Source organism: Corynebacterium tuberculostearicum SK141, from assembly GCF_000175635.1.
GTDB lineage: Bacteria > Actinomycetota > Actinomycetes > Mycobacteriales > Mycobacteriaceae > Corynebacterium > Corynebacterium tuberculostearicum_C.
The window spans coordinates 40,000-64,553 of the sequence record NZ_ACVP01000012.1; the positions used below are offsets into that span (position 1 = coordinate 40,000).

Sequence of the window (24,554 nt, forward strand, 5' to 3'; positions counted from 1 at the left end):
GAGGCGAGGGTGAGGAAAGCGGGGAGGCGTCGGCGCATCTTAGGCCTTAATGAACGCATCGCCGGTGCGCTCGGTGGTATGGCCGATGATGGGGTAGCCGGGAACCTCGCCGATAAGGAGGAGGCCACCGGAAGTCTGGGCGTCGGCAAGCAGCACAAGCTCTTCTTCGCTCAAGGAGGTATCGAGGTGCGGGCGCACCCAGTCCAGATTGCGGCGGGAACCGCCAGGGATGAAGCCCTCCGCCAGCGCCTCTTTCGCGCCCTCGACGGTGGGCACGGCGGAAAAATCGAGCTCCGCGGCGATGCCGGAGGCGCGGCACATCTTGTACAGGTGGCCGAGCAGTCCGAAGCCGGTGACATCCGTGGCTGCGCGCACGCCCGCCTCCACCGCAGCGCGGGCGGCCTCACGGTTCAAGGTGGTCATGGAATCAACCGCGGCCCGGGAGACCTCGCCGGTGGCCTTGTGCTTGTTGTTGAGGATGCCCACGCCGATGGGCTTGGTCAGGGTGATGGGCAGGCCGGGTTCGGCGGCGTCATTGCGCATGAGCTTGTCGGGGGCCACGATGCCGGTAGCTGCCATACCGTACAGGGGCTCGGGCGCGGTGATGGAATGCCCACCTGTTACGGAGATGCCGGCCTCGGTGGCTATATCCATGCCGCCGCGCAGGACCTCGCGCAGCACATCCAGGCCCAGCTTTTCATTGGGCCAGCCCACCAGGTTGATGGCGGTAACCGGGGTGCCACCCATGGCATAGACATCAGAGAGCGCATTGGCCGCGGCCACCCGCCCCCAGTCATAGGGGTCATTGAGCATGGGAGTGAAAAAGTCCGCGGTGGAGATAACCGCCAGGCCATCTTGAATCTTTACGGCTGCGGCATCATCGCCATCGTCCAAACCAACGAGCACGTTGGGGTCGGCCTTGCCAATGAGGCCTTCGACGGCGGATTCCAGCTGCCCAGCGGGGATCTTGCAGGCGCAGCCGCCACCAGCTGCGAAAGAGGTGAGCTTAATATCTTCGGTCATAGCGCCATTTTACTAGCCCCAGGAAATTGCCTCCGCGCGGTCGAGGCGGTTGAAGGAGGGCACGTGGAAGTGGAACTGTGCCCCGTGGGGATCGCTTGCCGCATGGGCAGGTTCTGTAAAGGAAACCAGTGCGGTGCGATAGGTTTGGCCTACCTTGGGTATCGCAGGGACCTGGCTATAGGGGCAGCTTGCCGCGGCGGAGTTGGGCACCTCATTGGCGCGCGAGCCGTCAGCGGTGGCTGGTGCGAGGTCTGGAAAGGAAGTCGGTGCGGAGGTATCCGCAGCTCCGAGGTAAGTCAGCGATACTGGGAAACAGATGGTGGAGGCGGACTCAGGGAGAGTGAAGTCTTCCGAAGAGCCGGTAGGGCGGATGTTGTCAGCGAGGCGTGGGGCATCTACCCGAACCTTAAAATAACTTATATTTCCCTCGCGAGATTCTGTGAGGACGGAGGCCGTCTCGCCATAGTGCAAGTGGGTGCCAGGCTCGGTGGCAGTGAAGCCATGTGGGGCGCCGGCTGCGTCCTCGGTGAAGGCTTCCAGCTGCTGCGACTCCACCTCTGGTCGGGTCATGTTGGGGGACTCCGCAGGTGGGGAAGTGGCAGGGGAGCACGCGGTGGCGAGAAGGGCGAAGCCGAGTATGCAACCGGCGCCCGCGCGCCGGCCAATCTCTCGCCGCCTTAAACCTGATAGGAACATAAGTGGAATCTTAGCCCGAATCTTAGAAAAACGTTAATTATACGGAGAATCCCGGGAAATTTCTTCCTCCGTGTAAGGTGAGCACACGGAGGCGTACGTGTCCTGGTGGGCGCCCCGGTCTTCAAAACCGGTGAGGCCGAGCATCTCGGTCTGGCAGGTTCGATTCCTGTCCGTCTCCGCCACCCGCGCGCAAGGAGGAATGCCACAGTGCCCACGCCCACGCCTGCTGCCAGCCCGGATCCCCGCAGGAATATTCCCCGCATGGACGAGCTGCTCCAGCTGCCGGAAGTAGAATCCGCGCGCCAGCGCCTAGCCGAGCACGCCATCCGCGCGATTATCCAGGGCGCAGTCACCCAAGCGCGCCGCGGCCAGCTGCCGGTCAGCGATATACCCGCAGAAATTGCGCAGCGCCTGGAACAAAAGACAGCGCATTCCTTGCAGCCGGTCATTAACGCCACCGGCGTCATCATTCATACGAACTTAGGGCGTGCCCCGCTTCCCAGCGCCGCGGTAGAGGCCCTGCAGGCCGCTGCCTCCTATACGGATGTGGAAATGGACCTGGACTCGGGCAAGCGATCAAAAAATCGCGGGGCCGGCGCCACGGCCGCGCTGCTCGCGGCCTGCCCCGGTGCAGAAGATGCCTTAGTGGTCAATAACGGCGCCAGCGCCTTGTTGCTTGCCACCGCTGCGCTCGCTCCCGGCAAAGAGGTCATCATTTCGCGCGGCGAGCTCATTGAGATTGGAGCGGGCTTTCGCCTGCCGGAACTCATCGAGTCCACGACCACGCGCCTTAAAGAAATTGGGGCGACTAACCGCACACACCTGGCCGATTATGAACGCGCGCTAGGCGATAACACCGGCGCCATCTTGAAGGTGCACCCTTCCAATTTCCGCATCGAGGGCTTTACCGCCGCAGTCGGGGTAGAGGAACTGCACCGCCTAGCGGTGGAGAACGATACGCGACTCATCGTGGACTTGGGCTCCGGCCTGCTCACCCATGACCCGGCGCTGCCAGAAGAACCAGATATCCAGGCCCAGCTGCGCGCCGGGGCCGATATCGTCATTGCCTCTGGCGATAAGCTGCTCGGCGGTCCGCAGGCAGGAATCTTGCTCGGCACCAAGGAGGCGATTGCCGCGGTGAAGAAGCACCCGCTGGCCCGTGCGGTGCGCATAGATAAGCTGCGGCTTAACGCGCTGGAGGCGGCCATTTCGACGCCCTCGAATGCGGTGCAGGACGCCCTCCACCTTGATCCCCAGACCCACCGCGCGCGCACGGAAGCCATCGCGCAGGCAGTCGGGGCAGAAGTGGTGCCTCATGATGGCCGCGTGGGCGGTGGCGGGGCGCCCGAGTACCCGCTGCCGGGCTTCGCGGTGAGCCTGCCCGAGCGCTATGCGGACGCGCTGCGCCGCCAGGCCCCGCCCGTGGTAGGCCGCGTGCATCAGGGCCGCTGCTTGGTGGATATTCGCTGCGTTCCCGCCCACCACGACGCCGCGGTTATTGCCGCTATTAAGGCGGTGGGATAGGTGTACGTCGTCGCCACTGCCGGTCATGTGGATCACGGCAAGTCCACCCTGGTGCGGGCTCTTACGGAGATGGACCCGGACCGCTGGGAGGAAGAAAAGCGCCGCGGGCTCACCATTGATTTGGGGTTTGCCTGGACCACGCTGCCTTCTGGCGCGGATGTGGCTTTCGTAGATGTGCCCGGCCATGAAAAATTCTTAGGCAATATGCTCGCTGGCGTGGGCCCAGCCCCGGTGGTCCTCTTTGTGGTTGCGGCCGATGAGGGATGGCAGGCCCAGTCCACCGACCACCGCGATGCCTTGCGTGCGCTGGGAGTAGAGCACGGCATTATTGCGCTCACTCGCAGCGATCGCGCCACCGTGGACCGCACCGCAGAAATCCGAACGCAGCTGGCCGGCACCCCGCTTGCCGACGCCCCCATTATTCCCGTATCCGCTCCTACCGGCGACGGCATTGCGGCGCTGCGGCAGGCGCTCGATGAGGTCCTTGCCGCAGTGCCCGTTCCCGATGCGCAGGCGCCCGTGCGCCTGTGGGTAGACCGCGCCTTTAGCGTGAAGGGCGCGGGCACCGTGGTGACCGGAACGCTTGCCGCGGGTACCCTGCGCGTGGGCGATAGCCTTAAGGTGGTCACGGCCGGTGGGGAAAGGGACGTGGAAGTCCGCGGCCTGCATAGTGAAAATCGCGCGCAGGATTCACTCGGCCCCGTCACTCGCGCGGCCGTCAACCTGCGTGGGGCGGATGCCGCCGATATCCACCGCGGCGACGTGCTGCTTACCCCGGGTGCGTGGCGCCTGGTGGACCACCTCGATGTCCGCCGCACCTTTGGCGCGGATCTCGATGGGCTGCCCGATAACCTCGTCGTGCACACTGGTACCGCCGGGGTAGAGGCTCACCTGCGTCCCTTGTCTGGCGATTTCGCGCGCATCAGCCTGGCACATCCGCTGCCGCTGCGGCTCCTTGATCGCTTCGTAGTGCGCAGCCCTGGCGGCCGGCACGTCGTCGCTGGGGTAGAGGCAGTAGATCTGCGCCCGCCGGAGTTTAACCGGCGCGGTGACGCCCGCCGCCGCGCAGAAGAGCTCAGCGCCCAGGACTCTTTCCGCGATCCCGCCTCCTACCTGCGCCGCGTCGGCTTCGCCCGTGTGGATGACTTAGCCCGCGACGGCTTTATTACCGCAGCGCCGCCGCAAGGCATTATCGCCTTCCGCGACTGGTGGATTGCGGCCTCCCAGGTAACTCGGTGGAAGCACGCGCTTACCGACGCCCTGCAAGCCCACGCTGCTGCACATCCCCTGGCACCGGGAATGCCCCGCAAAGCAGCCTTGGATGCCCTCGGCCTGCAAGAAGAAGGCTTGCTGGGCCTTGCCATCGCGGCTACGAAGGCGGAAAGCAGTGAGGGAGTGTTGCGCTTTCCCGGGCAGCGGGCGGACCTCGGTGCGGCGGAGCGCGGGGTCGCTGCCATCGAGGAAAGGCTTAAGGTAGAACCTTTTGCGGCACCCGAGGCAGATGACCTAACGGAGCTGGGCCTGGGCCCAAAGGCACTTGCCGCCGCCGAGCGCGCCGGGCGCCTCCTGCGCCTCAAGCAGGGAATCGTGCTCTTGCCCTCGGCACCGGAGGAGGCGCGCCGGCGCCTTAGCGTACTGGAGCAACCCTTTACGCTTTCGGCAGCCCGTAAAGCGCTGGGCACCACGCGACGGGTAGCCATCCCGCTGCTGGAATACCTCGACGCCCAGCGGATTACGCGCCGCGGCGACGGGGGCCAGCGCACCCTGCGCTAGCGAGGCCTCTGTGGCCGAGCATCACACCTATTTGCGGTGATTGCCCCCGCGGTGGTGAGACGTGTCGCGTGCCACGCGCCGGGCCCGCACGCGCGCGGATTCGGAGGAAAAGCGGCCCGGTTCTTCGGCTACCGGGAGCGCACGCCAGCTGAAGTTCTGCTCTCCTGGGATAGAGGAGACCAACTCCGCCAGCTTGGCGCTGGCCTGCGGTTGTTGTGCTTGCTCATTGTGCTGCTGAGCTGGCGCATCTGGCTTAGCGGGTGCAGCCGGCTGGGCCTGCGGCCCTTTCGGGCGGCGCGAGCCGCTGGGCAGTGCCGTCACGATGGCTTCGCCGGAAAGCGTGTGCTCCCAGACCTCGGGCTGAGCCGGTGTGGCTGCGCGCGCGGCGGCGGGAATCGCAGGTTGTGGCGCGGGCACGCGCAGTGGCGGAACAGCGGGGGAGAAGAGCTCCGCGGTGGTGGCCTCATCGGCGGGGATATCGACGGCAAGCATGCCGTGGCTCGCGTAGGCGCGGGCAGAAAGCCCCGCCCCAGAACCGTGTGCCGCAGCGAATGCGGCGCGCAGTCCAGGGAGCGCGGCACTGTCGCCGAGGGGACCGAGAACCGTATCGTCGCAGGTCGCCACCGCGGTGCCGGCAAGGTCGTCCAGTGTGACGAAAAATTGCTGCGTGCCCATCTGCTCAAGCTGAGCGGGCGATAGGTCGCCGGCAGCGGTATCGATCAGCACGCCTCGTCCGCCGGAGAGCAGCGCGGTTCCTTGCGGTTGGTCATTGACCGGCACCATCCAGGGCCACAGGCCCAGTGACACGGCAACCTCGACCTGGCCGTCAACTACCTCCACGGTGGCGATCGTCTGCGGCTGTGCAGAGGAGGCCTTCAATCGCTCCAAGGCGGGATATTCCGCCGCCTCGACCTCGTCCAGAAACCCTAAGAAGCCGAAGTCTGAGCGAACGCGCCAGCCGTTGGTGTAGGTATCGGGTTCTAGGGAGACGTCGACAAGCGCAGCGTGCTTCGCCACGCCGGGGATACTCAATGCGGTGCCCAGCACTGGGTGCTCGAGGACCGCAACATGCTCCACGCCGAAGTAACTAGTCGCGAGCGGGTATAGCGCCATAGAAAGTCACTCCCAAGGTTAAAGGCCGGTAAACAATGCGTAGCTCATTTTACGCATATGGGGGAAGGGCTGGCGCCAGCTTTATATCCTGCGAGTTTTTATTAATGTATAGACAGCTCTCTTAAAAGTGACACCCGGAAAACAGAATAGGAGTAGACCCATCTCTTCTTCATCGTCTTCCTCATCCCGCCCTGTGCGTGGGGTAAATAGCTCGGAGGAAAGCAAAAAGCGCACCCGCAACGCCAAGCGCATCCTAAAGGACATTATGTACCCGCATAATATCCACCCCGCGCTGGTACCGGGCGTCTCCATTGAGGACCAGAAGGTCAAGTACGGAGTGGACAAGCCGATCCTCTTTGTGGTCGGCGGACTGGTCGTCGCCTTCGTAATCTGGGGTGTGATTGCGCCCGAGCAGGTCTTCGATGCTTCTTCGGCAGCGCTCGATTGGGTGATGCGTAACTTGGGCTGGATCTTTACCGCCTTGGCGACGTTCCTGATGTTTTTGCTCATCATCTTGGCCATTTCAAAGTACGGCAAAATCCCTCTCGGACTAGATGGGGAGAAGCCGGAATTTTCCACGGTGAGCTGGGCTGCGATGCTCTTTGGCGCCGGCATTGGCATCGGCATTATCTTCTTCGGCCCCTTCGAGCCGCTGAGCTACTACCTTTCGCCGCGCCCGGGCGCCTATGAGGCTGCGAGCGATGAAGCGGTGCTGGGCGCCATGGCGCAGGCAGCCATGCACTGGGGCTTTAATGCCTGGGCAATTTACGCCATCGTGGGCCTGTGCGTGGCCTACGTGTCCTTCCGCCGCGGCCGCGTGCCGCTGATGAGCTCCATCCTGATGCCGCTCTTTGGCAATCGCTCCTCTGATTCCCTGCCCGCGCGCATCATCGATGGCCTGGCCATTATTGCCACTCTCTTCGGCACCGCCGCCACGCTGGGCATCGGTGCGCTGCAGATCGGCCGCGGCGTGGAATTGGTTAGCGGCTGGTCTACCACCGGCAATGCCGCGGCGCTGGTAATCATCGTGGTACTGTCCATCGGAACGATCTTCTCGGCCGTCTCCGGCGTGGCCAAGGGCATTCGGTGGCTCTCCAATATCAATCTGGTGCTGGCCATGGCACTGGCCCTGTTCTTCTTCGTCGTGGGGCCGACCGCCTTCTTGGCCAATATGCTGCCGGCCGTGGTGATTGAATATCTCGATGAAATGCCGCAGATGCTCTCTGCCAATATGGGCCAGGGGGAAGATATGGTTGCGTTCCTGTCCTCTTGGACCACCTTCTACTGGGCGTGGTGGGTATCCTGGTCGCCATTCGTGGGCGTCTTCGTAGCCAAGATTTCCCGCGGGCGTACCATCCGCCAGTTCGTGCTTGGCGTGCTGCTTATTCCCTCGGCCATCATTGTTGCCGCTTTTACCATCCTGGGCGGTACCACCATTTGGTTGCAGCGCCGCGATGGCGATATCGCCTCAGATGGCACTATTGATTCCATGCCGGCGGCAGAAGACATCTTTTTCAAGGTCTTGGACCACTTCCCAGGAGCGGAGTGGATGGCGCCCATCGTCATCATCATGCTGGTGGTCTTCTTCATTACCACGGCTGACTCCGCATCCATTGTGAACTCGCAGCTCACCCAGCGCGGCAACCCCAAGCCCAACCCGGTGGTTACGGTCTTTTGGGTGGTATGTATGGCCGGCATTGCTGTGGTCATTTTGCTTGCCGGTGGCCGTAATGCGCTGCAGGGCCTGCAGAACCTTATTACGGTGACGGCTTTGCCTTTCGCGGTTATCATCGTGCTCATGTGCATCGCGTTGGTGCGCGAGCTGCGCCATGATCCTGCCTCCATCCGTCATTTCTACGAGGACGAAGCGGTCTCTAATGCGATCGTGCGGGGCGTGCGCGATTATGGCGATAACTTTGCCCTGTCTATCGAGCCGACAGACGGCGACTACGCAACGGGCGCGCACTTTAACTCCACTGCAGCAGAGGTGACCGATTGGTACGCGCGCACGGACGAAGAGGGCCGCGCCGTGGGCTATGACTATGAGGCAGGCGAGTATGTGGACAACGATCCATCTATCAAGAATGGCGAGTTCATCTCTCCGGTACCGGAAGATAAGGAAGAAAATTAATACTTGACAATTATTGGCTGGTAGGGTGCCAGCTATGACTTTTAGTACCTTTGCCTTTGCCTTCGCCTTGGTGCTGCTGTCGGGTCTATCGACCTCGATTGGCGGCGCTTTGGCGGTGGGAAGGCGCGAGCCGGGGCCGGCTTTTATGGCCGCTGCACTGGGGCTTTCGGCCGGCGTGATGCTGTATGTCTCCTTTATGGAGATCCTGCCGGAAGGCATTGCGCAGCTTTCCGACGCCCTCGGCGAGGAAACCACCGGCACCTGGGCCGCCGTCGGGGCGTTCTTTGCTGGCATCGCCGTCATCGCCATCATTGACCGGCTCGTGCCGGAGGAGATTAATCCCCATGAGCCGGCCACCACGGCCGAAGAAGCCCGCCGCAAGAAGCTAATGAAAACTGGCGTATTTACCGCCTGCGCGCTGGGCCTGCACAATTTCCCCGAGGGGTTTGCCACCTTCCTTTCCGGCCTGGATTCTAAGGAAGTTGCGGTGCCGGTGGCGGTGGCCATCGCCATTCACAATATCCCGGAAGGCATTGCGGTGGCTGTTCCGCTGCGCGAGGCCACTGGCTCCCGCAAGAAGGCCTTTTGGTGGGCCACCTTGTCTGGCCTGGCCGAGCCGCTCGGCGCGCTCATCGGCTTCGGCCTTCTCTTGCCGGTTATTGGGCCGGCGACGATGGGCATTAGCTTCGCCGCCATCGCCGGCATTATGGTCTTCATCTCGCTGGATGAGCTATTACCCACTGCTGAGGAAACCGGCGAGCACCATCACGCTATCTACGGCTTGATTGCCGGCATGGCCGTGATGGCGGTTTCGCTGATGCTATTTATGTAGCCGGCTATGCAGCCGGGCTACGGCGTTTTAAGCCTCCGCCGGCTGGGCGGAGGTGGCCGAGGTCTTGCCAAAGGAGGCCTTGACCGCCATCACGATGGTGGCAACCACTGTGCCAAGCACCAGGCCGCAGACCATGGACATACCGGTATCTGCCAGCCACGCCAGGGCTCCGTTGGAAATATTTTCGGTCACGGAGGCAATGAACTCGTGTGGCTGATCCATTCCGAATTCGTGCAGGCCTTTGACTACGATGTGGCCGCCTACCCACAGCATGGCGGCGGTACCGATGACGCCGATGATATCGAGTACGACCGGCATGCCCTTGACCAGAGCGGTGCCGATGGTGGAGTTGCCATTGTGGCGCTTATTGAGGGCCATGCCAATATCGTCCATCTTGACCAAGAGGCCTACGGCGCCGTAGACACCCAGGGTCAGCAAGATGCCGACGAAGATGAGGGCACCCAGGCGCATCCAGAATGGCTGGTCGATGACCTCATTCAAGGAAATGACCATGATCTCGGCAGACAAAATGAGATCCGTGGTGATAGCGGACTTGACCAAGCTATCTTCGGCGTCTGCGCCCTTTTCCTGGACTGATTCAGTTTCCTTCTCTCGGTGGGGAAGAAGGTGATGCAGGATTTTTTCCGCGCCTTCAAAGCATAGATAGGTACCGCCGCACATCAAGATGGGCGTGAGCGCCCACGGCGCGATCCAAGAGAGGATCATGGCGATGGGCAAGATGATTACGAGCTTATTGATGAGCGAGCCCTTGGTAATGCGCCAGATCATCGGCAACTCGCGCTGGGGCTTAATTCCCTCCACGTATTGTGGGGTTACGGCAGCATCATCGACTACCACACCTGCGGCCTTCACGGAGGTCTTGCCCGCAAGGGCGGCCACATCGTCAACGCTAGAGGCAGCGGAGCGGGCGATCAGGGCGACGTCGTCAAGCAGGGCAAAAAGGCCACCGGCCATAAATTATCCTTCTGGGGTTAAGGTGATGTTATCGGACCACGTTAAGTGTATCCCCTGATGCGCCAGCCAAGCCATCGCATCATCACCGCTGCGAGTAATGCCCTCGACCGCGGCAAGTGTGGTGTCGATCGCCTTCTCGGCGTCCTCGGCGGAAATCAAACCGGCGGAGGTTGCGGCAGAGAGTTCATCAATATCGAGCACGGAAATGGGCTCGCCGCGCGTGGCAACAAGATCCACATAAAGATCGCGGGTGGTCCACACCGCGCCATCGCGTTGGATTTCGGCCACATCAATATAGAAGTCCTGGTGGACGTCTACACCAGGGCGGAAATGGAAGATATTGGCACGCAGGTTGAGATCGGGCAGCAGCCACGATTCCAGGTAGCCAAAGCGCGGGTGATCGGCGCCGCGAGCCATGTAGAGGCCGAAATCCGTCTCGGTGTACGTGTCGACCTCGCGCAGGAAACCCTTGGGGTCGGTATTGGTGTACTCGGCGGTATTAAAGGTCTCGCGCTTGACCGGATGGAGATCCGCCGGCATCTACTTCACCTCAAGGAAGGCGGCGGTGGGGGCGAAATTGCAGCGGGATTCCTGGGTGTTTACGCCGCCAGAAAGCAGTGCGATGACGGTGCCCTTGCCAGTCTGGGCGGTGCCGGACAAGGTGGTAGGGCCGTCTTGATTGATGCCGTTGTTATTCAGTGGGGTGACGCCGCTGCGCAGGGTGTCAAGGTTGAACCACTGCACGTTCATCCCGCCTTGTTCGCGTGCGGCCGGTGGGGTGCCGAGGGCGGTGAAGAGGAAGACGGTTTCGCCAGGCTTTGCGCCCGGTGCCGGCATTTCGGTGGGGCCAGGAACGGCGATGGCCGAGCCCATGGCATCGCTGGTGCCGCCAATGCAGTGTGCGGAAACTGTGGGCCAGTAGAACTGGCGGAAGTTCGGGTTATTGCCCTCTGGCATGGCTACGCCGCCCTTGCCATTGCCGCCGCCGGCGAAGAATGCGAGGCCCGACAAGATGGCGTTGCGAACATCCTCGGGAATCCAAGGTTGTGCCGCAAAAGCGCGGATGCGGTCCTGGGTTTCCTGATTGGGGCGGCCGAGCTCGTCCAGCGGGCTATGGGAGGATGCCTGCTGCACCAAGGAAGAAAGATCCGGTGCGGAAGCCTGCGCTGGGGCGACGAGGGGAGAGGCGAGGCCGATGAGCGCGGCCGTGGCAGCGGCGATATAACCGGTGCGGCTGGACAGGCGCCAGGTGGTGCGGGCGTGGCTCACGTTATCAATTCCTTGGGTGCGGTCTCGGGATGGGCGTTCAAGCCCCATTAGTCACATTTGTAACAATATTACCTACAGTAACGATAGTGATGCTTATGGGAGTGTCAAGTGCATTCGCAATCTATAAGATTTTTCGCCCGTTCTATACGGTGCGTTACGGGGTAAAGCCATCCCCAATGCTGCACTTGGCCCTTTAAGGGGGTATCGTGGGAGCTCGTTCAAGATCAATTTCGCGCGCGCAAGCGCCGTAGATCCTCCGAAGGAGAACCCCACTAGTGAGTAATACCGAGTTCCGTAATGTTGCCATCGTCGCGCACGTTGACCATGGCAAGACCACCCTGGTCAACGGCATGCTGGAGCAGTCCGGCGCCTTTGGTGACCACGGTGAACACACGGACCGCGTCATGGACTCCAATGATCAGGAGCGCGAGCGCGGCATTACCATTCTGGCCAAGAATACGGCCATTCACCGCAAGGGCCTGGGCAAGGACGGCCAGGACCTGATTATTAACGTCATCGACACCCCAGGCCACGCCGACTTCGGTGGCGAGGTTGAGCGCGGTATTTCCATGGTGGATGGCGTCGTCTTGCTTGTCGATGCCTCCGAGGGCCCGCTGCCGCAGACCCGCTTCGTGCTCACCAAGGCACTGGAAGCCAAGCTGCCGGTTATCATCTGCGTGAACAAGACTGACCGCCCGGATGCCCGCATTGACGAAGTTGTCTCCGAGTCTCAGGACCTGCTGCTGGAAATCGCCGCCGGCCTGGAGGACGAGGAAGCTGCGGCCGCCGCCGAGGAGCTGCTGGACCTGCCGGTTCTCTACGCTTCCGGCCGCGCCGGCGTTGCCTCTACCGAGAACCCAGGCGATGGCAACGTCCCTGAGGGCGAGGATCTGCAGCCGCTTTTCGACGTCATCTATAACGTCCTGCCAGAGCCTTCCGCTACCGTCGACGCCCCACTGCAGGCGCACGTGACCAACCTGGACGCCTCCGACTTCCTAGGCCGTATCGCGCTGCTGCGTATCTACGCCGGACGCATTAAGAAGGGCCAGCAGGTGGCCTGGATCCACTACGACGAGGATGGCAACCAGCACACCAAGACCGTGAAGGTCGCCGAGCTGCTGCGCACCGTCGGCTTCGAGCGCCAGCCCGCTGAGGAGGCCATCGCCGGTGACATCGTTGCTATCTCCGGCATCTCTGACGTCATGATTGGTGACACCATCGCCGATCCAGAGCACCCAGAGGCCCTGCCGCGCATCACCGTAGACGAGCCGGCCATCTCCATGACCATCGGCGTGAACACCTCCCCGATGGCAGGCCAGGGCGGCGGCGATAAGCTCACCGCGCGTATGGTCAAGGCCCGTTTGGAGCAAGAGCTCATCGGTAACGTTTCCCTGCGCGTGCTGCCCACCGAGCGCCCCGACGCATGGGAGGTCCAGGGCCGTGGCGAGATGGCGCTGTCCGTGCTTATTGAGTCCATGCGCCGCGAAGGCTTCGAGCTGACGATTGGTAAGCCGCAGGTTGTGACCAAGGAAATCGACGGCAAGACCTACGAGCCATACGAAATCCTTACCATTGACTCCCCGTCCGAGCACCAGGGTGCTATTACCCAGCTGCTGGCCGCCCGCAAGGGCCAGATGCAGGCCATGGACGTGCGCGAGGGCGACTGGGTACGCATGATCTTCCGCGTTCCTGCCCGCGGTCTCATCGGCTTCCGCACCCAGTTCATGACCGAGACCCGCGGTGCCGGCATCGCTAACTCCATCTCTGACGGCCTGGATGTCTGGGCCGGCGAGATCAAGTCCCGCCCGACCGGCTCCCTGGTGGCTGACCGCACCGGCCAGATCACCCAGTACGCGCTGATGCAGCTGGCTGACCGCGGCAACTTCTTCGTCGAGCCGGGCGCCGAGGCTTATGAGGGCATGGTCGTTGGTGCCAATAACCGCGATGAGGATATTGACATCAACATCACCAAGGAAAAGAAGCTGACCAATATGCGCTCCGCCACCGCGGATGCCACGGTCACCCTGGCTAAGGCACAAACCCTTTCCCTGGAAGAGGCGCTGGAGTTCTGTGGCAACGACGAGTGCGTCGAGGTCGCCCCGGACGTTCTGCGCGTGCGCAAGGTTGAGCTTTCCGCTACCGACCGCAAGCGTGCCGCCGCCCGCGCGAAGCAGATGAATAAGTAAAAAGCCGCACCCTAGGTGATGGTGATTGCTGCTGAAGTGGCCACCATCGCCGCAACCGCTGCCGCCTCCTCAACTACGGCCTTGACCGCAGAGGAGGCGGTTTTGTCATACTCGACCTCTTTCTTGATCTCCTGAATGCGTGCCCGCATCTCGCGGCGCTTCATTCCCTCCGCATCGTTTTTCAGCAGGGTATAGGCGCCGCTGACCTCGCGGAGGATATCCAGGATGATGACGTCATTGACCGTGGCTGGTCGCTGCGCCTCCAGGACTGCAACCAACCGTTCGCGCAGTTCCTTTTCCAGCTCCAGGTCCGTCATGATGTAGCGGTCGCCGCTAATCTGCCACCACTTGGCCTTTTCCACATCGAGCTGTCCATTCGCGTGGAAATCCAAGGCGATGATTTCCCGCGGGGTAAACCACGAAGCCTCCAACAGGCTCTGCATGCTGGTGGCCTTGTGCTGCTGCAGCTCTTCCCAAGCCCAAGCCAACACGGGGTGCTCCGGGCGCTGTGGAGTAGTCTCTACCTTCTTTTTCTCACCGAGCTCTACGTGCCCGCCCAGCAGCAGGTCCGCGAGTACGGTGGCGCGCAGAGCGGCCTCATTATTGGACACCCAGTCTTCCTTCTTGCCGTTGTCCTTGGTCAGTAGAAGGAACATTTCCTGGCAGATGAGCATTTGGGCCTCCTCAAAAGTAGCGGTCTATGGCCGAGTCTAGCGCCAATAATCTTCGTTTCGGCGGGGGAAAAGGACTAAAGTAGTCCGCGATGAAAAAGAATCCGGCTTCACCAAGGCGCGCGGCGTCGGCAATCGCAGCGGTACTCAGCACCGCCAGCCTTGCACTACTTAGCGCCTGCGCGGCTAACCCCGGCCCACCACCGGTGGTGGAGGACCATTCCTCCGCGCTGCAAGAAGATCAGACCACCAGCACGCCAACCCCGGAAGAAGAGCAGCCGCAGGATGCTGACTCCGCCAAGCGCCCCACCATCTCGGTGGGCGTGGATCCCTTGCGCGCGGGATTGAACCCGCACCTGGTGGCCAATAACTCCGAGCTGGTCGACCAGATTGCAGAACTGGTGCTGCCCTCAGCGTTCCACAACGGGCAAAGGGACGCCGATATCCTCGAATCCGCCTCTGAGGTCACCGCGCCTAAGGGCGTGGCGCAGCGGGTGCGCTACGTCATTGCCTCGCCCGCACAATGGTCCGATGGCACACCCATTTCCGGTGCGGACTTTAGCTACCTGTGGAAGCAGATGACCACCACCGCCGGTGTGCGCGATCCCGCCGGCTACCACGCCATATCGGCCGTCAATACCTCCGATGGTGGCCGCGTAGTCACCGTGGATTTTTCTGAGAAGGTGAAAGATTGGCACCTGCTTTTTCATAATTTGCTGCCTTCCCACCTGCTGCAGGACGATAACTTTGGCTCTGCCTTGGCCGATAAGATTCCGGCATCGGCCGGGCGCTTCCTCGTCGACAGCGTGGACCGCGGCCGCGGAGTCATTACCTTGAACCGGAATGACCGCTTCTGGGGTGCCAATCCGGCGCAGGTGGACGTCATTCAGCTGCGCGAGGTGCGCGATAGCACCCAGGCGCTCAATATGCTGCGCTCCGGGCAGATTGGTTTCGCGGACTTTACCCCGGATCAAACCTCGCAGGAGGCACTGGGTCTTTTAGGGCATGTTTCCGATAAGACACTGACCCGCCCGCGCCAACTGCGCCTGCACATGTCCACCGCGGATGGAGCGCTGGAAGAAAGGGCAGCGCGCCGCGGATTGGCCTCGCTGATTGATACGGACCAGGTCGCGCGCTTGGCCACCGGCCGCGCTTCCAACCTAGAGCCCGGGAATAACCCGATAAGCAAGGATGTGGATCTCACTGCGCTGCGCACCCGCGCTAGTAAGAAGCCGATTCGCTTTGCGGTAGACCCCACCAGCCCCACGGCCTTGGCTGCGGCCAATACGCTTTATGACGTCCTCGAAGCCCACGGGATCGCTGCCGAGGTGGTGTCCGAACGCCTGACCACGATCACCTCCAAGCTCCTGCCCGAAGGCGAGGTGGATGCGGTAGTGACCTGGGAGGATATCTCACTGAACTCGGTGTCCGCGGCGAATATCTTCAGCTGCGATGACAAACAGCCGCTCGCCGGCGACCTGTCCGGAATCTGTCCGGAGAACGCGGATGAGATTCGCGAGGAGATTTTGTCCGGAGCCATGAGCCCGAAGGAAGCGCTCGGACGCATTCGAGATGTGAACTCTAAGGAGGCCCTCTACGTGCCTTTGGTGGATGAGACGCGTATCCACGCGCTCGGGGAGGGTATTGTAGGCCCCGGCCAGAGCATTGATGATTGGGACGAGGGTCTTATCACCGCGCCCCGCTGGAGGATAGATGAAGACTAAGGACTTAACCGGCTACCGCGTGGTGGCAGTGCACGCCCACCCAGATGATGAAACCCTCTTTATGGGTGGCACCCTGGCCACTCTAGCCGCACGCGGCGCCGAAGTTTCCGTCATTACGCTTACCTTGGGCGAGGATGGCGAGGTCATCGGCGAGCCTTACCAAGGCCTGGCCGATCACGATCAGCTCGGCGGTTTCCGCGCCCGCGAATTGGCCAATGCCCTCGATGCGCTGGGCGTCAAGGGAGCTCAATTGGGCGGATTCGGGCATTTCCGCGATTCCGGCATGGCGGGTTCTCCCTCGCACGAGAACCCGCGTGCACTGGTCAATCGCATCGAGGAGGCGGCCGAGTTTCTCAGCGACGAGCTCGAGGCCATCCAGCCCCACGCCATCTTGACCTACGGGCCCGATGGTGGCTACGGGCACCCAGACCACATTGCGGTGCATAAGGCGGTGATGAAGGCGGCTCCGCCAAGCACGCGCATTTGGTACGGCATTTTTGAACGCGCCGCCAATTATGCCGGCCTGGACACCCTGGATGCGCCGGCCGGGTGGACCGAGCCCAGCCAAGAGTACTTGGACAATTTCACTAACGAGGGCGCCGATGTCACCGTCGCTCTTTCCGACGCCGCCCTGGACGCCAAGCGCTGCGCCATGCGCGCCCACGCCTCCCAAATCTGGGTGGCCGATGGCACCACCACCCGCACTAACCCCGAGGCCGCCGTGGCCGCGTTGCACGAACCCGAGCACGTGCCCGGAGCCTATGGTCTATCCAACCTGCTGGTCATGCCCCTGCTGCGCGCCGAGTACTTCCAGCTGGGCCAAGGCGAGCCGGCCGATGATCTGCTGGGCGGCCTGTAATGCGCACGGATTTTAGCCGCGGCGAGCAGGTCACCGGACTGGTGTGGCTGGCCATCGGCGCGTTGCTCTCGGTCTTCCTCGAGGTGATCTACCTCACCGCCCGCATTCCGCTATCCAATGGGGCGAGTGTGGCTTTTCCCATCACCATCCTGCTTGCGTGGTGGTTTAACTCCGTGCTCACCCGCACCGCCCGGTTATGGAGCCCCGCGCCGATGGTCGGCGCCATCCCGCTCATCGTCTGGTGCTTGGGCTTTTTCGCCTTCATGCTCCTCGTACCGATGACAGGAGACATGCTCTTGGCCAATAATATTCTCAGCCTGCTCCTGCTTTTGGCCGGGATAGGCGGGGGCGTTTGGCCATTTTTCAAGCAGAAGTGACATACTGTTAAACATCCCAAATCCGAGAAATCAGGAAGCTTCAAGGAATCTCCATGACTTATACGATCGCACAGCCTTGCGTTGACGTAATGGACCGCGGCTGCGTTGAGGAATGCCCTGTTGACTGCATCTACGAGGGCAAGCGCATGCTCTACATCCACCCGGATGAGTGCGTGGACTGCGGCGCCTGCGAGCCGGCTTGCCCAGTCGAGGCCATCTTCTACGAGGATGACGTTCCCGATGAGTGGCTGGACTACAACGACGCCAACGCAGCCTTCTTCGATGACCTGGGCTCCCCGGGCGGCGCGGCGGCCCTCGGCCCACAGGACTTTGACGTCCCGATGATTGCCGCGCTTCCGCCACAGAATCAGGAGTAAGACATGGCACGCACACCGCTAGGAAAGACGCTTCCAGATTTCCCTTGGGATTCGCTGGCTGGCGCCAAGAAGAAAGCCCAGGCCTACCCGGGTGGAATCGTTGACCTCTCGGTGGGCAACCCCGTTGACCCTGTGTCCCCAGGCGTGCAGCTCGCGTTGACTGCAGCCGCGCAGGACCCTGGTTACCCGCAGACCGCCGGCACCCCGGAACTGCGCGAGGCTATCGCCGCCGCGCTCACTCGCCGCTATAACATGCAGGTGGACCGCGTACTGCCGGTGGTCGGCACCAAAGAGGCCATCGCCTGGCTGCCCACGCTTCTGGGAATGCGCGGCGAGACCGTCGCCTTCCCCTCGGTGGCCTATCCCACCTACGAGGTGGGCGCCCTGCTCGCCGGCGCCACGCCGCTGCGCGCGGATTCCGATTTCCAAGACGCCTCCCTGGTCTTTTTGAATTCGCCGTCCAATCCCACCGGCCGTGTGCTCGGCGTGGAGGAGCTGCGCCGCATCGTGGCGTGGGCGCGCGAGACCGGCGCCATCATCGCCTCCGATGAGTGCTATATGAGCTTGGGATGGAATGACGATAACCCGCCGGTATCCATCCTCGATCCGCGCGTGACCGATGGCGATAACACCGGGCTTATTGCCATGCATTCGCTATCCAAGACCGCGAATATGGCCTCTTATCGCGCCGGTTTCTTCGCCGGCGATAACGACCTCATTGCTGAGCTGCTCCAGCTGCGCAAGCACGCGGGTCTCATCGTTCCAGGTCCCATCCAGGCCGCCATGGTTGCCGCGCTCAACGACGACGACACCGAAGCCCTCCAGCGCAACCGCTACGCCTCCCGCCGTGCGGTGCTCATGCACGCGCTTGTCGACGCCGGCTTTACCATCGACCACTCCGATGCCGGCCTGTACCTGTGGGCCACCCGGGGCGAGAACTGCCGCGAGACCATCGACTGGCTTGCAGAGCGTGGCATCCTCGCGGCCCCCGGTGACTTCTACGGTCCGGCCGGCGAGAAGCATGTGCGCATCGGCCTCAATGGCACCGATGAGCGCATCGATGCCGCCGTGGACCGCCTCGCCGGTGCCTAATTCCGGGAGGCCTCCCGCCCGCGCGGGCATTTCCCCGCGCAAAACGGTTCTGCGCGGCCGCGTGCCGGAGGAAGGGGAGTACTTCGCCGCCCGTGCCGGCGACTCTCCCTTTTCGCCCGGCACCGCGCTGCCGCCCGGCGCCGCACTCCCGCACCCCGTGCCCGCCTGGTACCACCCTGCGGTGCCGCCGGAGCGCCCGATTCCTTTCGACTACTCCGTGGTCCACGCCGACCGCGACTTCATCGTGGCCGATAAGCCGCACTTCCTGCCCACGACCACCAACGGCCGCCTCCAGCGCGAAACGCTGCAAACCCGCCTGCGCGTGGATTTTGGCGAAGACGACATCGTACCTCTGCACCGCCTGGATCGCCTGACCGCTGGCCTCGTCATCTGCTCCCGTAATCCCGAAACCCGCGCCGCCTACCAGCGCATCTTTCTGGAGGGGAGTGCGGTGAAGAGGTATCGGGGCGTCGTCAAGCAGCCGCTTTTCGTGGACCAGGAAATTGCCCTGCGCATGCACAAGCCCCGCGGGTCGCGCCAGGTGTTCGTGGCCCCCGAAGGTACGCTGACCTCCACATATGTGCGCGCCGCCGGCCGGGAGGTGACCATGTGGCCGCGCACCGGCCATACCCACCAGTTGCGCGTGCTGCTCAATCACCTCGGCCACCCACTGCTTGGCGACGATACCTATCCCACCCCGCGCAAGCTCGACCTCTATGACTTCCGAACCCCGCTCGCGCTGCTCCATGAGGCTATAACTTTTATAGATCCTCTATCACATTCCGAGCGCCAATTTTTCAGTTCCCAGGCCTTAAGAACTACAATCGAGTAGTTATTTAATCACTGGCTAGAAAGGCGGCCCATGGCAGACCTCAGCGTCGCGCGCTTTGTGTCCAATTTTGGGCAGTTTCTCAAATTCGGCATTGTTGGCGGCTCGGGTACCGCGGTTAATCTCTTTGTGGTCTATTTGTGCAGAAAGATTACTTGGTGGTCTGGCGGCATCGAGGCGGATGACCCCTTCATCAATCTCTTCGGCTCTGTTTTCCATATCCGTTGGTACCATGTGTTTTTGACCATTGCGTTCTTGGTCGCCAACACTTGGAACTACCAGCTGAATCGCATGTGGACTTTCCGATCGGTGGCGAAGGTGTCTTGGCTGCGCGGTTTCTTCCCATTCCTTCTCGCTGGAATTGGAGCTTTTATCGTAAGTCAAGTTGTGGCGACACTGTTAATGAATCCGACTTCGCCGCTGCACTTGCCCTCAGACATTCTGGATGATTCGACCGGTTTGCGTACAAAGGTGTACTGGGCATCGGCCATTTCTATCATTGTCGCTATGCCGATTAACTTTATTTTGAACAAGCTTTGGACCTTCCGCTCGCAGCCGAAGACGCCTCAACTTGTCGAAGAAACCGAGCCAGCCTAGCTAGGTCCCGTATTTCCTTCCTCTCCGCCCCTCGCGCTCACCAGCGCAGGCTGGCGGAGATTTTTCTTTCTCCCCGTGAGCGCGAAGGGCACAGTACCTTCCGTCGCGCTCACGGGGAACGAAATCAGAGAAAACCCGCCGTCCGCGGTGAGCGCGAAGGGCGGGTGGAGGGAAGGGGCGGGAGGGGGATTAGTCTTCGAGCTCGGCATCGAGGCGAGCCTGGTCGCGACGGTGCTGGCGGCGACGAATGAAGGGGGTGAGGATGAGGACGGCGATAACACCGACGGCGGTGCCGAGGAGGTAAGAGGCGGGGCTGTGGCCGTCGGCAGGCGCGTAGGCGTTATAGGCAATGCCGGCGAACATGGCAATGAGCGGGATGAAGTAGACGGCCATTGCGGTCCAATTTCGGCCCACTGGTGGGGTGGCGACGCGTTGGCGCATCCACGCGGTGCCGATGGAATTGCCGAGGATGGATGGTACGAGCGCGAGGAAGCACAGCATGCTCATTCGGCCGGGGAGGACCCAGGCGAGGATTGCGGCGACGACGAGCTCGAGGAATGGGATGAGAGTGATGCCAATTGCGCAGGCTTTATAGAGCGTGTCGCGTTCGAATTCATCGCGGGTTGCGCGATCGATTTCATTGAGGGAGTAATTGGCGATGGCGTTAATCATGTTGTTCAGCTCCAAAAATTTCTTCGACGGTTTTTCCTAGTTCGTGGCAAATGTCCAGCGCGAGGTGCACGGAAGGGGAGTAATTGCCCCGTTCGATATTGGCGATGGTTTGGCGGGAGACGCCGGCTTTATCAGCGAGTTCGGCTTGTGATAATTCGAGCCAGCGGCGCCATTTGCGGACCATGTTGGGGTGGTCGGCCATCTGGACTCCTTTACTGTGTGTCTTGCTTACATGTCCTAATGTAAAGGATAGTTGTCATTGGGGCAAATGTCTCACACATAGATGCCACTTCCAATAAGGCTGAGCTGCTGAGGTCGGAAGCTCAGGGTTGCGGCCTTTAAGCACCTCAAGAGTGGCTTTGATAAGTAGGATGGCTTCGCTGAGGTGGTATTTGATGTCGTCGGCAGTAAAGCGCAAGACCGTATATCCGTGGGCGACGGCCGCGTTTTGTTTGGACCGGTCAGCTTGAAAGGCCACGCTGTGTTTGTGGTATTCCCAGCCATCGACTTCCACAAGGAGCCTTCCAATCCTGAGATCAAAGCGGTACCCCGCAATGAGGGCATTGTGTTCAGGGAAAATTCCTTCAGTGCGCAGCTTTCTGCTTAAAGTGCGCTCCGGTGGGCTATCCGCTCCGATCGCAGCGTGCCGAATCGTCTCCTTTAGACTCCTTGGCACGCGCCGCATTCGCCGACGGTCCGTTTCTAGACGGCCGGGTCCGTGCTTTCCTCGATAGTGTTCTTCCAGAAGAGGCCTGCACGCACGCGAAATCCTACGCGCGGCCCACAACGGTTGCACCACCGGAAGGCCGTTGACATTGTGCGTGGCTTGAAGTCGCGAGTGCGAAACGCGAAAGTTCTTTCCCTTCAAAGTACGCGGTCCCTCCGCTTCCAGAGGAAATGTCAGCTGCCGGCCGAGGTAAATCTCCTGCGCCGTCTTTCCCGTGAAATGGATGCGGCTGAGCCCATGCGCCAGCGCCCGCGCCACCGCCCAGGGCGTCCATTCATCGGTATAAATCCCCCTGTGCACGCGAAAGAGCTTCCCCTCGCGAACCTTGCGACGAATCGCATCCTTGCTCAAACCTTGGCCGCGCAGTTCCGCGGTAGTCCATTCCCCCATGGGGCTTAACCTAAGCGGTCGTGTTGAGCTGTAGCTATGCGCGTCGCGGCATCCTGTGGATAACCCTGGGGTTGGGGGCGATTTTTCGCTGCGTGGTCTGGATAGCTGTGGATAACTTCCCTTCGCGCTCACCGGCGGCCTCGGGTGGCCCTGATTTGTGCTCCCCGTGAGCGCGACGGGAGGGGCGTGGGCAGAGCTCGCCGTAGGCGCTCACCAGGTGACGAAAAAGAGAGACCCCGCCTCGTGCCGGTGAGCGCGAAGGGCGGGGAGGGGCCAAGGGGAGTGGGCGAGCCGTGCCTCCAGGGGCGAGGGGCTAGGTGAGGGGCAGCGTCGAGGTCGGGTTGATGCCGCGAACCTTGGAATTGATAACGCCGGCGATGGCGAGCACCACGAACATGGCGGCGGCGGAGAGGAGTTGGGTGCGGGCGGTGGCGTCGGTAAGCATGAGTACCGCGATGGCCGCAAAGAGGGCGAGGGCGAACCAGGTGAGGTAGGGGAAGGCCCACATGCGGATGGGGAGGGGATGGAGGGCCTCAAGCTGGCGGCGCAGGCGCAGCTGGCTGACGGCGATGAAGACCCAGACGATGAGCAGGGACGCGCCGGCGGCGTTGAGCATGAAAGTAAGGAGCCAGCCGGTATCGGCGTAGTTGAGCACCACCATGACGGCCGAGAGGAGGACAGACAGGCCGATGGCGGTGGTAGGAACGCCGTCCTTATTGGTGGTGGTGAAGATGCGCGGGGCCTCGCCGCGGGAGGCTAGGGAGTGCATCATGCGGGAGGAGGCGTAGATCTGCGAGTTGAAGGCGGAGAGTAGCGCGAGCACGATGACGACTTCCATGATGCCGGCCGCGCCCGGGATGCCGGCGCGTTCGAGAACCATGGTGAAGGGCGATTCTGCGGCCGAGGAGGCACCGCCCAGGATGGAATAGGGCAGGAGGAACGTGATGACGAGGACGGAGCCCAAGTAGAACACCGAGATGCGCAAGATGGTGGAGCGCACGGCATTAACCAGGGATTTCTCGGGATCCTCGGATTCGGCAGAAGCGATGGCGACCACCTCGATGCCGCCGAAGGCGAAGGCCACTGCGAGCAGGCCGGCCGCGACGCCGCCGAGGCCATTAGGCATGAAGCCGTCCTCCAGGAAGACGGAGGTGCCGATGAAGGAATGTCCGGGCAGAAGGCCCAAGATGAGCAGCGCGCCGATGATGAGAAAGGCCACGATGACGACGACCTTGATGAGGGCGAACCAGTACTCGAATTCGCCGAAGCTGCGCACGCGCAGCAGGTTGATGATGCCGAAGAGGACCACGCAGACGGCGGCGGGGATCCACGGCGAAACGTTGAACCAGGAGCCAATGAAGCCGGCCGCGCCGGTGATTTCGGCGCCAAGGACGGCGACCGTGGCTAGCCAATAGATCCAGCCCTGGGTAAAGCCCGCCCAGCGGCCGATGCCGTGTTCGGCGTATTCGGAAAAGGAGCCGGAGGCGGGGATAACGGTGCCCATCTCGCCCAGCATCTGCATCACCAAAATGGCCAGAAAGCCAGCGATGACGTAGGCGAGGAGCACGGCGGGGCCGGCGGCGGAAATGCCGACGCCGGTGCCCAAGAAAAGTCCGGCACCGATGGTGGAGCCTAGCCCCATCATCGTCAGGTGGCGGACCTTCAGACCAGAACCGAGGGTGGAGGAGTTATCAGTCACCCCTCCATCTTATTTTGCCCGATTGGGCTATAGGAATCGGGGGTATTAATTCTTGTGCAGCTCGTCGTTAAGCGCGACGGCCTCGGCCTTCCACTCCACGGCCTCAACCGCACCGGAGACGGAGTTGCGGCGCAGCAGCATGCCGGAGGCACCGGAGAGCTGGGAGCCCTTGATGTTCTCGCCATTGCCGACGCCGAGTGCTTCCGCGACCTTGCCAAAGACGGTTACCTTGGTGCCGGCGGTGACGTAGAGGCCGGCTTCGACCACGGCGTCGTCGCCAAGCGAAATGCCAATGCCGGAGTTGGCGCCGAGGAGGCAGCGCTCGCCGATGGAGATGACCTCCTTGCCGCCGCCGGACAGGGTACCCATGATGGACGCGCCGCCGCCGATATCGGAGCCATCGCCCACGACGACGCCCGCGGAGATGCGGCCCTCAACCATGGAAGCGCCGAGGGTGCCGGCGTTGAAGTTGACGAAGCCCTCGTGCATGACGGTGGTGCCCTCAGCCAGGTGGGCGCCCAGGCGCACGCGGTCTGCGTCACCGATGCGGACGCCGGACGGCACAACGTAGTCCACCATGCGGGGGAACTTGTCCACGGAGTAGACAACGACCGGGCCGCGGGAGGCCAGGCGTCCGCGCACCATCTGGAAATCGGACACGGCGCACGGACCGTAGTTGGTCCAGACCACGTTATTGAGGTGGCCGAAGATACCGTCCATATTCAGGCCGTGCGGCTTGACCGCGCGGTGGGACAGGAGGTGCAGGCGCAGGTAAGCATCGTAGGTATCGACGGGGGCGTCATCCAGATCCTTGATGGAGGTCTCAACGGCGACGCGGGCCACGCCACGCTCCTCGTCCGGGCCTGCCAGTGCGGAGAACTGCTGGGGAACCTCTTCCAAGCGCTTGGTCTCGGTGGTCTCTACGTTCTTATCGGTGTATACGGCCGGGAACCATACGTCCAAGACGGTGCCGTCATGGGTAATGGTTGCTAGGCCGCGTGCGGATGCAGAAGTCATG

The 24,554-nt window shown here is 62.2% G+C and carries 24 protein-coding genes and 1 tRNA gene; 13 read left to right on the plus strand and 12 right to left on the minus strand.

The window, feature by feature from the left end:
- Positions 1-39: 39 nt before the first annotated feature.
- Positions 40-1,023, minus strand: coding sequence for a selenide, water dikinase SelD (gene selD / locus CORTU0001_RS03680; RefSeq protein WP_005327469.1), 984 nt, complete (start codon positions 1,021-1,023; stop codon positions 40-42).
- 12 nt (positions 1,024-1,035) lie between these two features.
- Positions 1,036-1,593, minus strand: coding sequence for a hypothetical protein (locus tag CORTU0001_RS03685; protein ID WP_005327472.1), 558 nt, complete (start codon positions 1,591-1,593; stop codon positions 1,036-1,038).
- A 213-nt stretch (positions 1,594-1,806) separates the two neighbouring features.
- On the opposite strand from CORTU0001_RS03685, the gene CORTU0001_RS03690 reads away from it, so the two are divergent.
- The 3 genes from CORTU0001_RS03690 to selB all read left to right on the plus strand — a co-directional run bounded on the left by CORTU0001_RS03690 (position 1,807) and on the right by selB (position 5,016).
- Positions 1,807-1,901 (plus strand) — tRNA-Sec (locus CORTU0001_RS03690).
- Between the two features lie 79 nt (positions 1,902-1,980).
- Positions 1,981-3,243: an L-seryl-tRNA(Sec) selenium transferase gene (selA, locus tag CORTU0001_RS03695; RefSeq protein ID WP_050776582.1), complete on the plus strand. Its 1,263-nt coding sequence runs from the start codon at positions 1,981-1,983 to the stop codon at positions 3,241-3,243.
- On the plus strand, positions 3,244-5,016 hold the full coding sequence (gene selB, locus CORTU0001_RS03700; protein WP_005327475.1) for a selenocysteine-specific translation elongation factor: 1,773 nt from the start codon (positions 3,244-3,246) through the stop codon (positions 5,014-5,016).
- 27 nt (positions 5,017-5,043) lie between these two features.
- On the opposite strand, the gene CORTU0001_RS03705 is transcribed toward selB, so the two are convergent.
- Complete coding sequence (locus CORTU0001_RS03705; protein WP_005327476.1) at positions 5,044-6,129, minus strand: hypothetical protein; 1,086 nt, start codon at positions 6,127-6,129, stop codon at positions 5,044-5,046.
- Positions 6,130-6,322: 193 nt separating this feature from the next.
- Between CORTU0001_RS03705 and CORTU0001_RS03710 the strand changes: the two genes are divergently transcribed.
- Together CORTU0001_RS03710 and zupT are read left to right on the plus strand one after the other, a co-directional pair.
- A complete protein-coding gene (locus tag CORTU0001_RS03710; protein ID WP_005327477.1) occupies positions 6,323-8,260 on the plus strand; it encodes a BCCT family transporter in 1,938 nt (645 codons plus the stop codon).
- A 34-nt stretch (positions 8,261-8,294) separates the two neighbouring features.
- Complete coding sequence (zupT, locus tag CORTU0001_RS03715; RefSeq protein ID WP_005323563.1) at positions 8,295-9,092, plus strand: zinc transporter ZupT; 798 nt, start codon at positions 8,295-8,297, stop codon at positions 9,090-9,092.
- 27 nt (positions 9,093-9,119) lie between these two features.
- Here the strand turns inward: zupT and CORTU0001_RS03720 are convergent, their stop codons facing one another.
- Genes CORTU0001_RS03720 through CORTU0001_RS03730 form a run of 3 tightly spaced genes read right to left on the minus strand, consistent with a single transcriptional unit; the run spans position 9,120 to position 11,384 of the window.
- Positions 9,120-10,067: a DUF808 domain-containing protein gene (locus CORTU0001_RS03720; protein ID WP_005327478.1), complete on the minus strand. Its 948-nt coding sequence runs from the start codon at positions 10,065-10,067 to the stop codon at positions 9,120-9,122.
- Between the two features lie 3 nt (positions 10,068-10,070).
- Complete coding sequence (locus tag CORTU0001_RS03725) at positions 10,071-10,607, minus strand: ribonuclease FAU-1 family protein (protein ID WP_005323560.1); 537 nt, start codon at positions 10,605-10,607, stop codon at positions 10,071-10,073.
- On the minus strand, positions 10,608-11,384 hold the full coding sequence (locus tag CORTU0001_RS03730) for an Rv1157c family protein (protein ID WP_005323559.1): 777 nt from the start codon (positions 11,382-11,384) through the stop codon (positions 10,608-10,610). It abuts the gene before it with no gap.
- 227 nt (positions 11,385-11,611) lie between these two features.
- On the opposite strand from CORTU0001_RS03730, the gene typA reads away from it, so the two are divergent.
- Complete coding sequence (typA, locus tag CORTU0001_RS03735; RefSeq protein WP_005327480.1) at positions 11,612-13,522, plus strand: translational GTPase TypA; 1,911 nt, start codon at positions 11,612-11,614, stop codon at positions 13,520-13,522.
- Between the two features lie 11 nt (positions 13,523-13,533).
- Here typA and CORTU0001_RS03740 read toward each other — a convergent pair whose 3' ends face one another.
- A complete protein-coding gene (locus CORTU0001_RS03740) occupies positions 13,534-14,196 on the minus strand; it encodes a GOLPH3/VPS74 family protein (RefSeq protein WP_005327481.1) in 663 nt (220 codons plus the stop codon).
- Positions 14,197-14,285: 89 nt separating this feature from the next.
- Here CORTU0001_RS03740 and CORTU0001_RS03745 point away from each other — a divergent pair, with 89 nt between their 5' ends.
- The 7 genes from CORTU0001_RS03745 to CORTU0001_RS03775 are packed head-to-tail and all read left to right on the plus strand — an operon-like array spanning position 14,286 to position 20,048.
- A complete protein-coding gene (locus CORTU0001_RS03745; RefSeq protein ID WP_005327484.1) occupies positions 14,286-15,917 on the plus strand; it encodes an ABC transporter family substrate-binding protein in 1,632 nt (543 codons plus the stop codon).
- Entirely contained in the window at positions 15,907-16,776 is an 870-nt protein-coding gene (locus tag CORTU0001_RS03750; protein ID WP_005327487.1) for a PIG-L family deacetylase, read from the plus strand. Before CORTU0001_RS03745 ends, CORTU0001_RS03750 begins: the two co-directional genes overlap by 11 nt.
- A complete protein-coding gene (locus tag CORTU0001_RS03755) occupies positions 16,776-17,153 on the plus strand; it encodes a hypothetical protein (RefSeq protein WP_005327488.1) in 378 nt (125 codons plus the stop codon). The genes CORTU0001_RS03750 and CORTU0001_RS03755 overlap by 1 nt, the downstream gene beginning before the upstream one ends.
- 53 nt (positions 17,154-17,206) lie before the next feature.
- Positions 17,207-17,530, plus strand: a complete 324-nt coding sequence (fdxA, locus tag CORTU0001_RS03760; protein ID WP_005327491.1) for a ferredoxin — start codon at positions 17,207-17,209, stop codon at positions 17,528-17,530.
- A 3-nt stretch (positions 17,531-17,533) separates the two neighbouring features.
- On the plus strand, positions 17,534-18,622 hold the full coding sequence (gene dapC, locus CORTU0001_RS03765) for a succinyldiaminopimelate transaminase (protein ID WP_005327493.1): 1,089 nt from the start codon (positions 17,534-17,536) through the stop codon (positions 18,620-18,622).
- The gene (locus tag CORTU0001_RS03770) at positions 18,579-19,454 is read left to right on the plus strand and encodes a pseudouridine synthase (RefSeq protein WP_244262085.1); all 876 of its coding nucleotides are present in this window, start codon (positions 18,579-18,581) and stop codon (positions 19,452-19,454) included. The genes dapC and CORTU0001_RS03770 overlap by 44 nt, the downstream gene beginning before the upstream one ends.
- 30 nt (positions 19,455-19,484) lie before the next feature.
- Positions 19,485-20,048, plus strand: coding sequence for a GtrA family protein (locus CORTU0001_RS03775; RefSeq protein WP_005323549.1), 564 nt, complete (start codon positions 19,485-19,487; stop codon positions 20,046-20,048).
- 189 nt (positions 20,049-20,237) lie between these two features.
- Here the strand turns inward: CORTU0001_RS03775 and CORTU0001_RS03780 are convergent, their stop codons facing one another.
- The 5 genes from CORTU0001_RS03780 to dapD all read right to left on the minus strand — a co-directional run bounded on the left by CORTU0001_RS03780 (position 20,238) and on the right by dapD (position 24,553).
- Positions 20,238-20,720 carry a hypothetical protein gene (locus tag CORTU0001_RS03780; protein WP_005327497.1) on the minus strand — a complete coding sequence of 161 codons (483 nt, stop codon included), beginning with the start codon at positions 20,718-20,720 and terminating at the stop codon, positions 20,238-20,240.
- On the minus strand, positions 20,713-20,922 hold the full coding sequence (locus tag CORTU0001_RS11855) for a helix-turn-helix transcriptional regulator (protein ID WP_005327499.1): 210 nt from the start codon (positions 20,920-20,922) through the stop codon (positions 20,713-20,715). Before CORTU0001_RS11855 ends, CORTU0001_RS03780 begins: the two co-directional genes overlap by 8 nt.
- 54 nt (positions 20,923-20,976) lie before the next feature.
- The gene (locus tag CORTU0001_RS03790; RefSeq protein ID WP_034668122.1) at positions 20,977-21,837 is read right to left on the minus strand and encodes a type IV toxin-antitoxin system AbiEi family antitoxin domain-containing protein; all 861 of its coding nucleotides are present in this window, start codon (positions 21,835-21,837) and stop codon (positions 20,977-20,979) included.
- 313 nt (positions 21,838-22,150) lie between these two features.
- Entirely contained in the window at positions 22,151-23,482 is a 1,332-nt protein-coding gene (locus tag CORTU0001_RS03795; RefSeq protein WP_244262094.1) for an amino acid permease, read from the minus strand.
- Between the two features lie 99 nt (positions 23,483-23,581).
- Positions 23,582-24,553: a 2,3,4,5-tetrahydropyridine-2,6-dicarboxylate N-succinyltransferase gene (gene dapD / locus CORTU0001_RS03800; RefSeq protein ID WP_005327503.1), complete on the minus strand. Its 972-nt coding sequence runs from the start codon at positions 24,551-24,553 to the stop codon at positions 23,582-23,584.
- Between the last annotated feature and the right edge of the window lies 1 nt (position 24,554).

What these genes read in the sequence shown, in the direction of transcription:
- selD (WP_005327469.1), bottom strand. Translation starts at nt 1,023, where the DNA reads ATGACCGAAGATATTAAGCTCACCTCTTTCGCAGCTGGTGGCGGCTGC.
- CORTU0001_RS03685 (WP_005327472.1), bottom strand. Translation starts at nt 1,593, where the DNA reads ATGACCCGACCAGAGGTGGAGTCGCAGCAGCTGGAAGCCTTCACCGAG.
- selA (WP_050776582.1), top strand. Translation starts at nt 1,981, where the DNA reads ATGGACGAGCTGCTCCAGCTGCCGGAAGTAGAATCCGCGCGCCAGCGC.
- CORTU0001_RS03705 (WP_005327476.1), bottom strand. Translation starts at nt 6,129, where the DNA reads ATGGCGCTATACCCGCTCGCGACTAGTTACTTCGGCGTGGAGCATGTT.
- zupT (WP_005323563.1), top strand. Translation starts at nt 8,295, where the DNA reads ATGACTTTTAGTACCTTTGCCTTTGCCTTCGCCTTGGTGCTGCTGTCG.
- CORTU0001_RS03720 (WP_005327478.1), bottom strand. Translation starts at nt 10,067, where the DNA reads ATGGCCGGTGGCCTTTTTGCCCTGCTTGACGACGTCGCCCTGATCGCC.
- CORTU0001_RS03725 (WP_005323560.1), bottom strand. Translation starts at nt 10,607, where the DNA reads ATGCCGGCGGATCTCCATCCGGTCAAGCGCGAGACCTTTAATACCGCC.
- CORTU0001_RS03730 (WP_005323559.1), bottom strand. Translation starts at nt 11,384, where the DNA reads ATGGGGCTTGAACGCCCATCCCGAGACCGCACCCAAGGAATTGATAAC.
- CORTU0001_RS03740 (WP_005327481.1), bottom strand. Translation starts at nt 14,196, where the DNA reads ATGCTCATCTGCCAGGAAATGTTCCTTCTACTGACCAAGGACAACGGC.
- CORTU0001_RS03745 (WP_005327484.1), top strand. Translation starts at nt 14,286, where the DNA reads ATGAAAAAGAATCCGGCTTCACCAAGGCGCGCGGCGTCGGCAATCGCA.
- CORTU0001_RS03750 (WP_005327487.1), top strand. Translation starts at nt 15,907, where the DNA reads ATGAAGACTAAGGACTTAACCGGCTACCGCGTGGTGGCAGTGCACGCC.
- CORTU0001_RS03755 (WP_005327488.1), top strand. Translation starts at nt 16,776, where the DNA reads ATGCGCACGGATTTTAGCCGCGGCGAGCAGGTCACCGGACTGGTGTGG.
- fdxA (WP_005327491.1), top strand. Translation starts at nt 17,207, where the DNA reads ATGACTTATACGATCGCACAGCCTTGCGTTGACGTAATGGACCGCGGC.
- dapC (WP_005327493.1), top strand. Translation starts at nt 17,534, where the DNA reads ATGGCACGCACACCGCTAGGAAAGACGCTTCCAGATTTCCCTTGGGAT.
- CORTU0001_RS03770 (WP_244262085.1), top strand. Translation starts at nt 18,579, where the DNA reads ATGAGCGCATCGATGCCGCCGTGGACCGCCTCGCCGGTGCCTAATTCC.
- CORTU0001_RS03775 (WP_005323549.1), top strand. Translation starts at nt 19,485, where the DNA reads ATGGCAGACCTCAGCGTCGCGCGCTTTGTGTCCAATTTTGGGCAGTTT.
- CORTU0001_RS03780 (WP_005327497.1), bottom strand. Translation starts at nt 20,720, where the DNA reads ATGATTAACGCCATCGCCAATTACTCCCTCAATGAAATCGATCGCGCA.
- CORTU0001_RS11855 (WP_005327499.1), bottom strand. Translation starts at nt 20,922, where the DNA reads ATGGCCGACCACCCCAACATGGTCCGCAAATGGCGCCGCTGGCTCGAA.
- CORTU0001_RS03790 (WP_034668122.1), bottom strand. Translation starts at nt 21,837, where the DNA reads ATGGGGGAATGGACTACCGCGGAACTGCGCGGCCAAGGTTTGAGCAAG.
- CORTU0001_RS03795 (WP_244262094.1), bottom strand. Translation starts at nt 23,482, where the DNA reads ATGATGGGGCTAGGCTCCACCATCGGTGCCGGACTTTTCTTGGGCACC.
- dapD (WP_005327503.1), bottom strand. Translation starts at nt 24,553, where the DNA reads ATGACTTCTGCATCCGCACGCGGCCTAGCAACCATTACCCATGACGGC.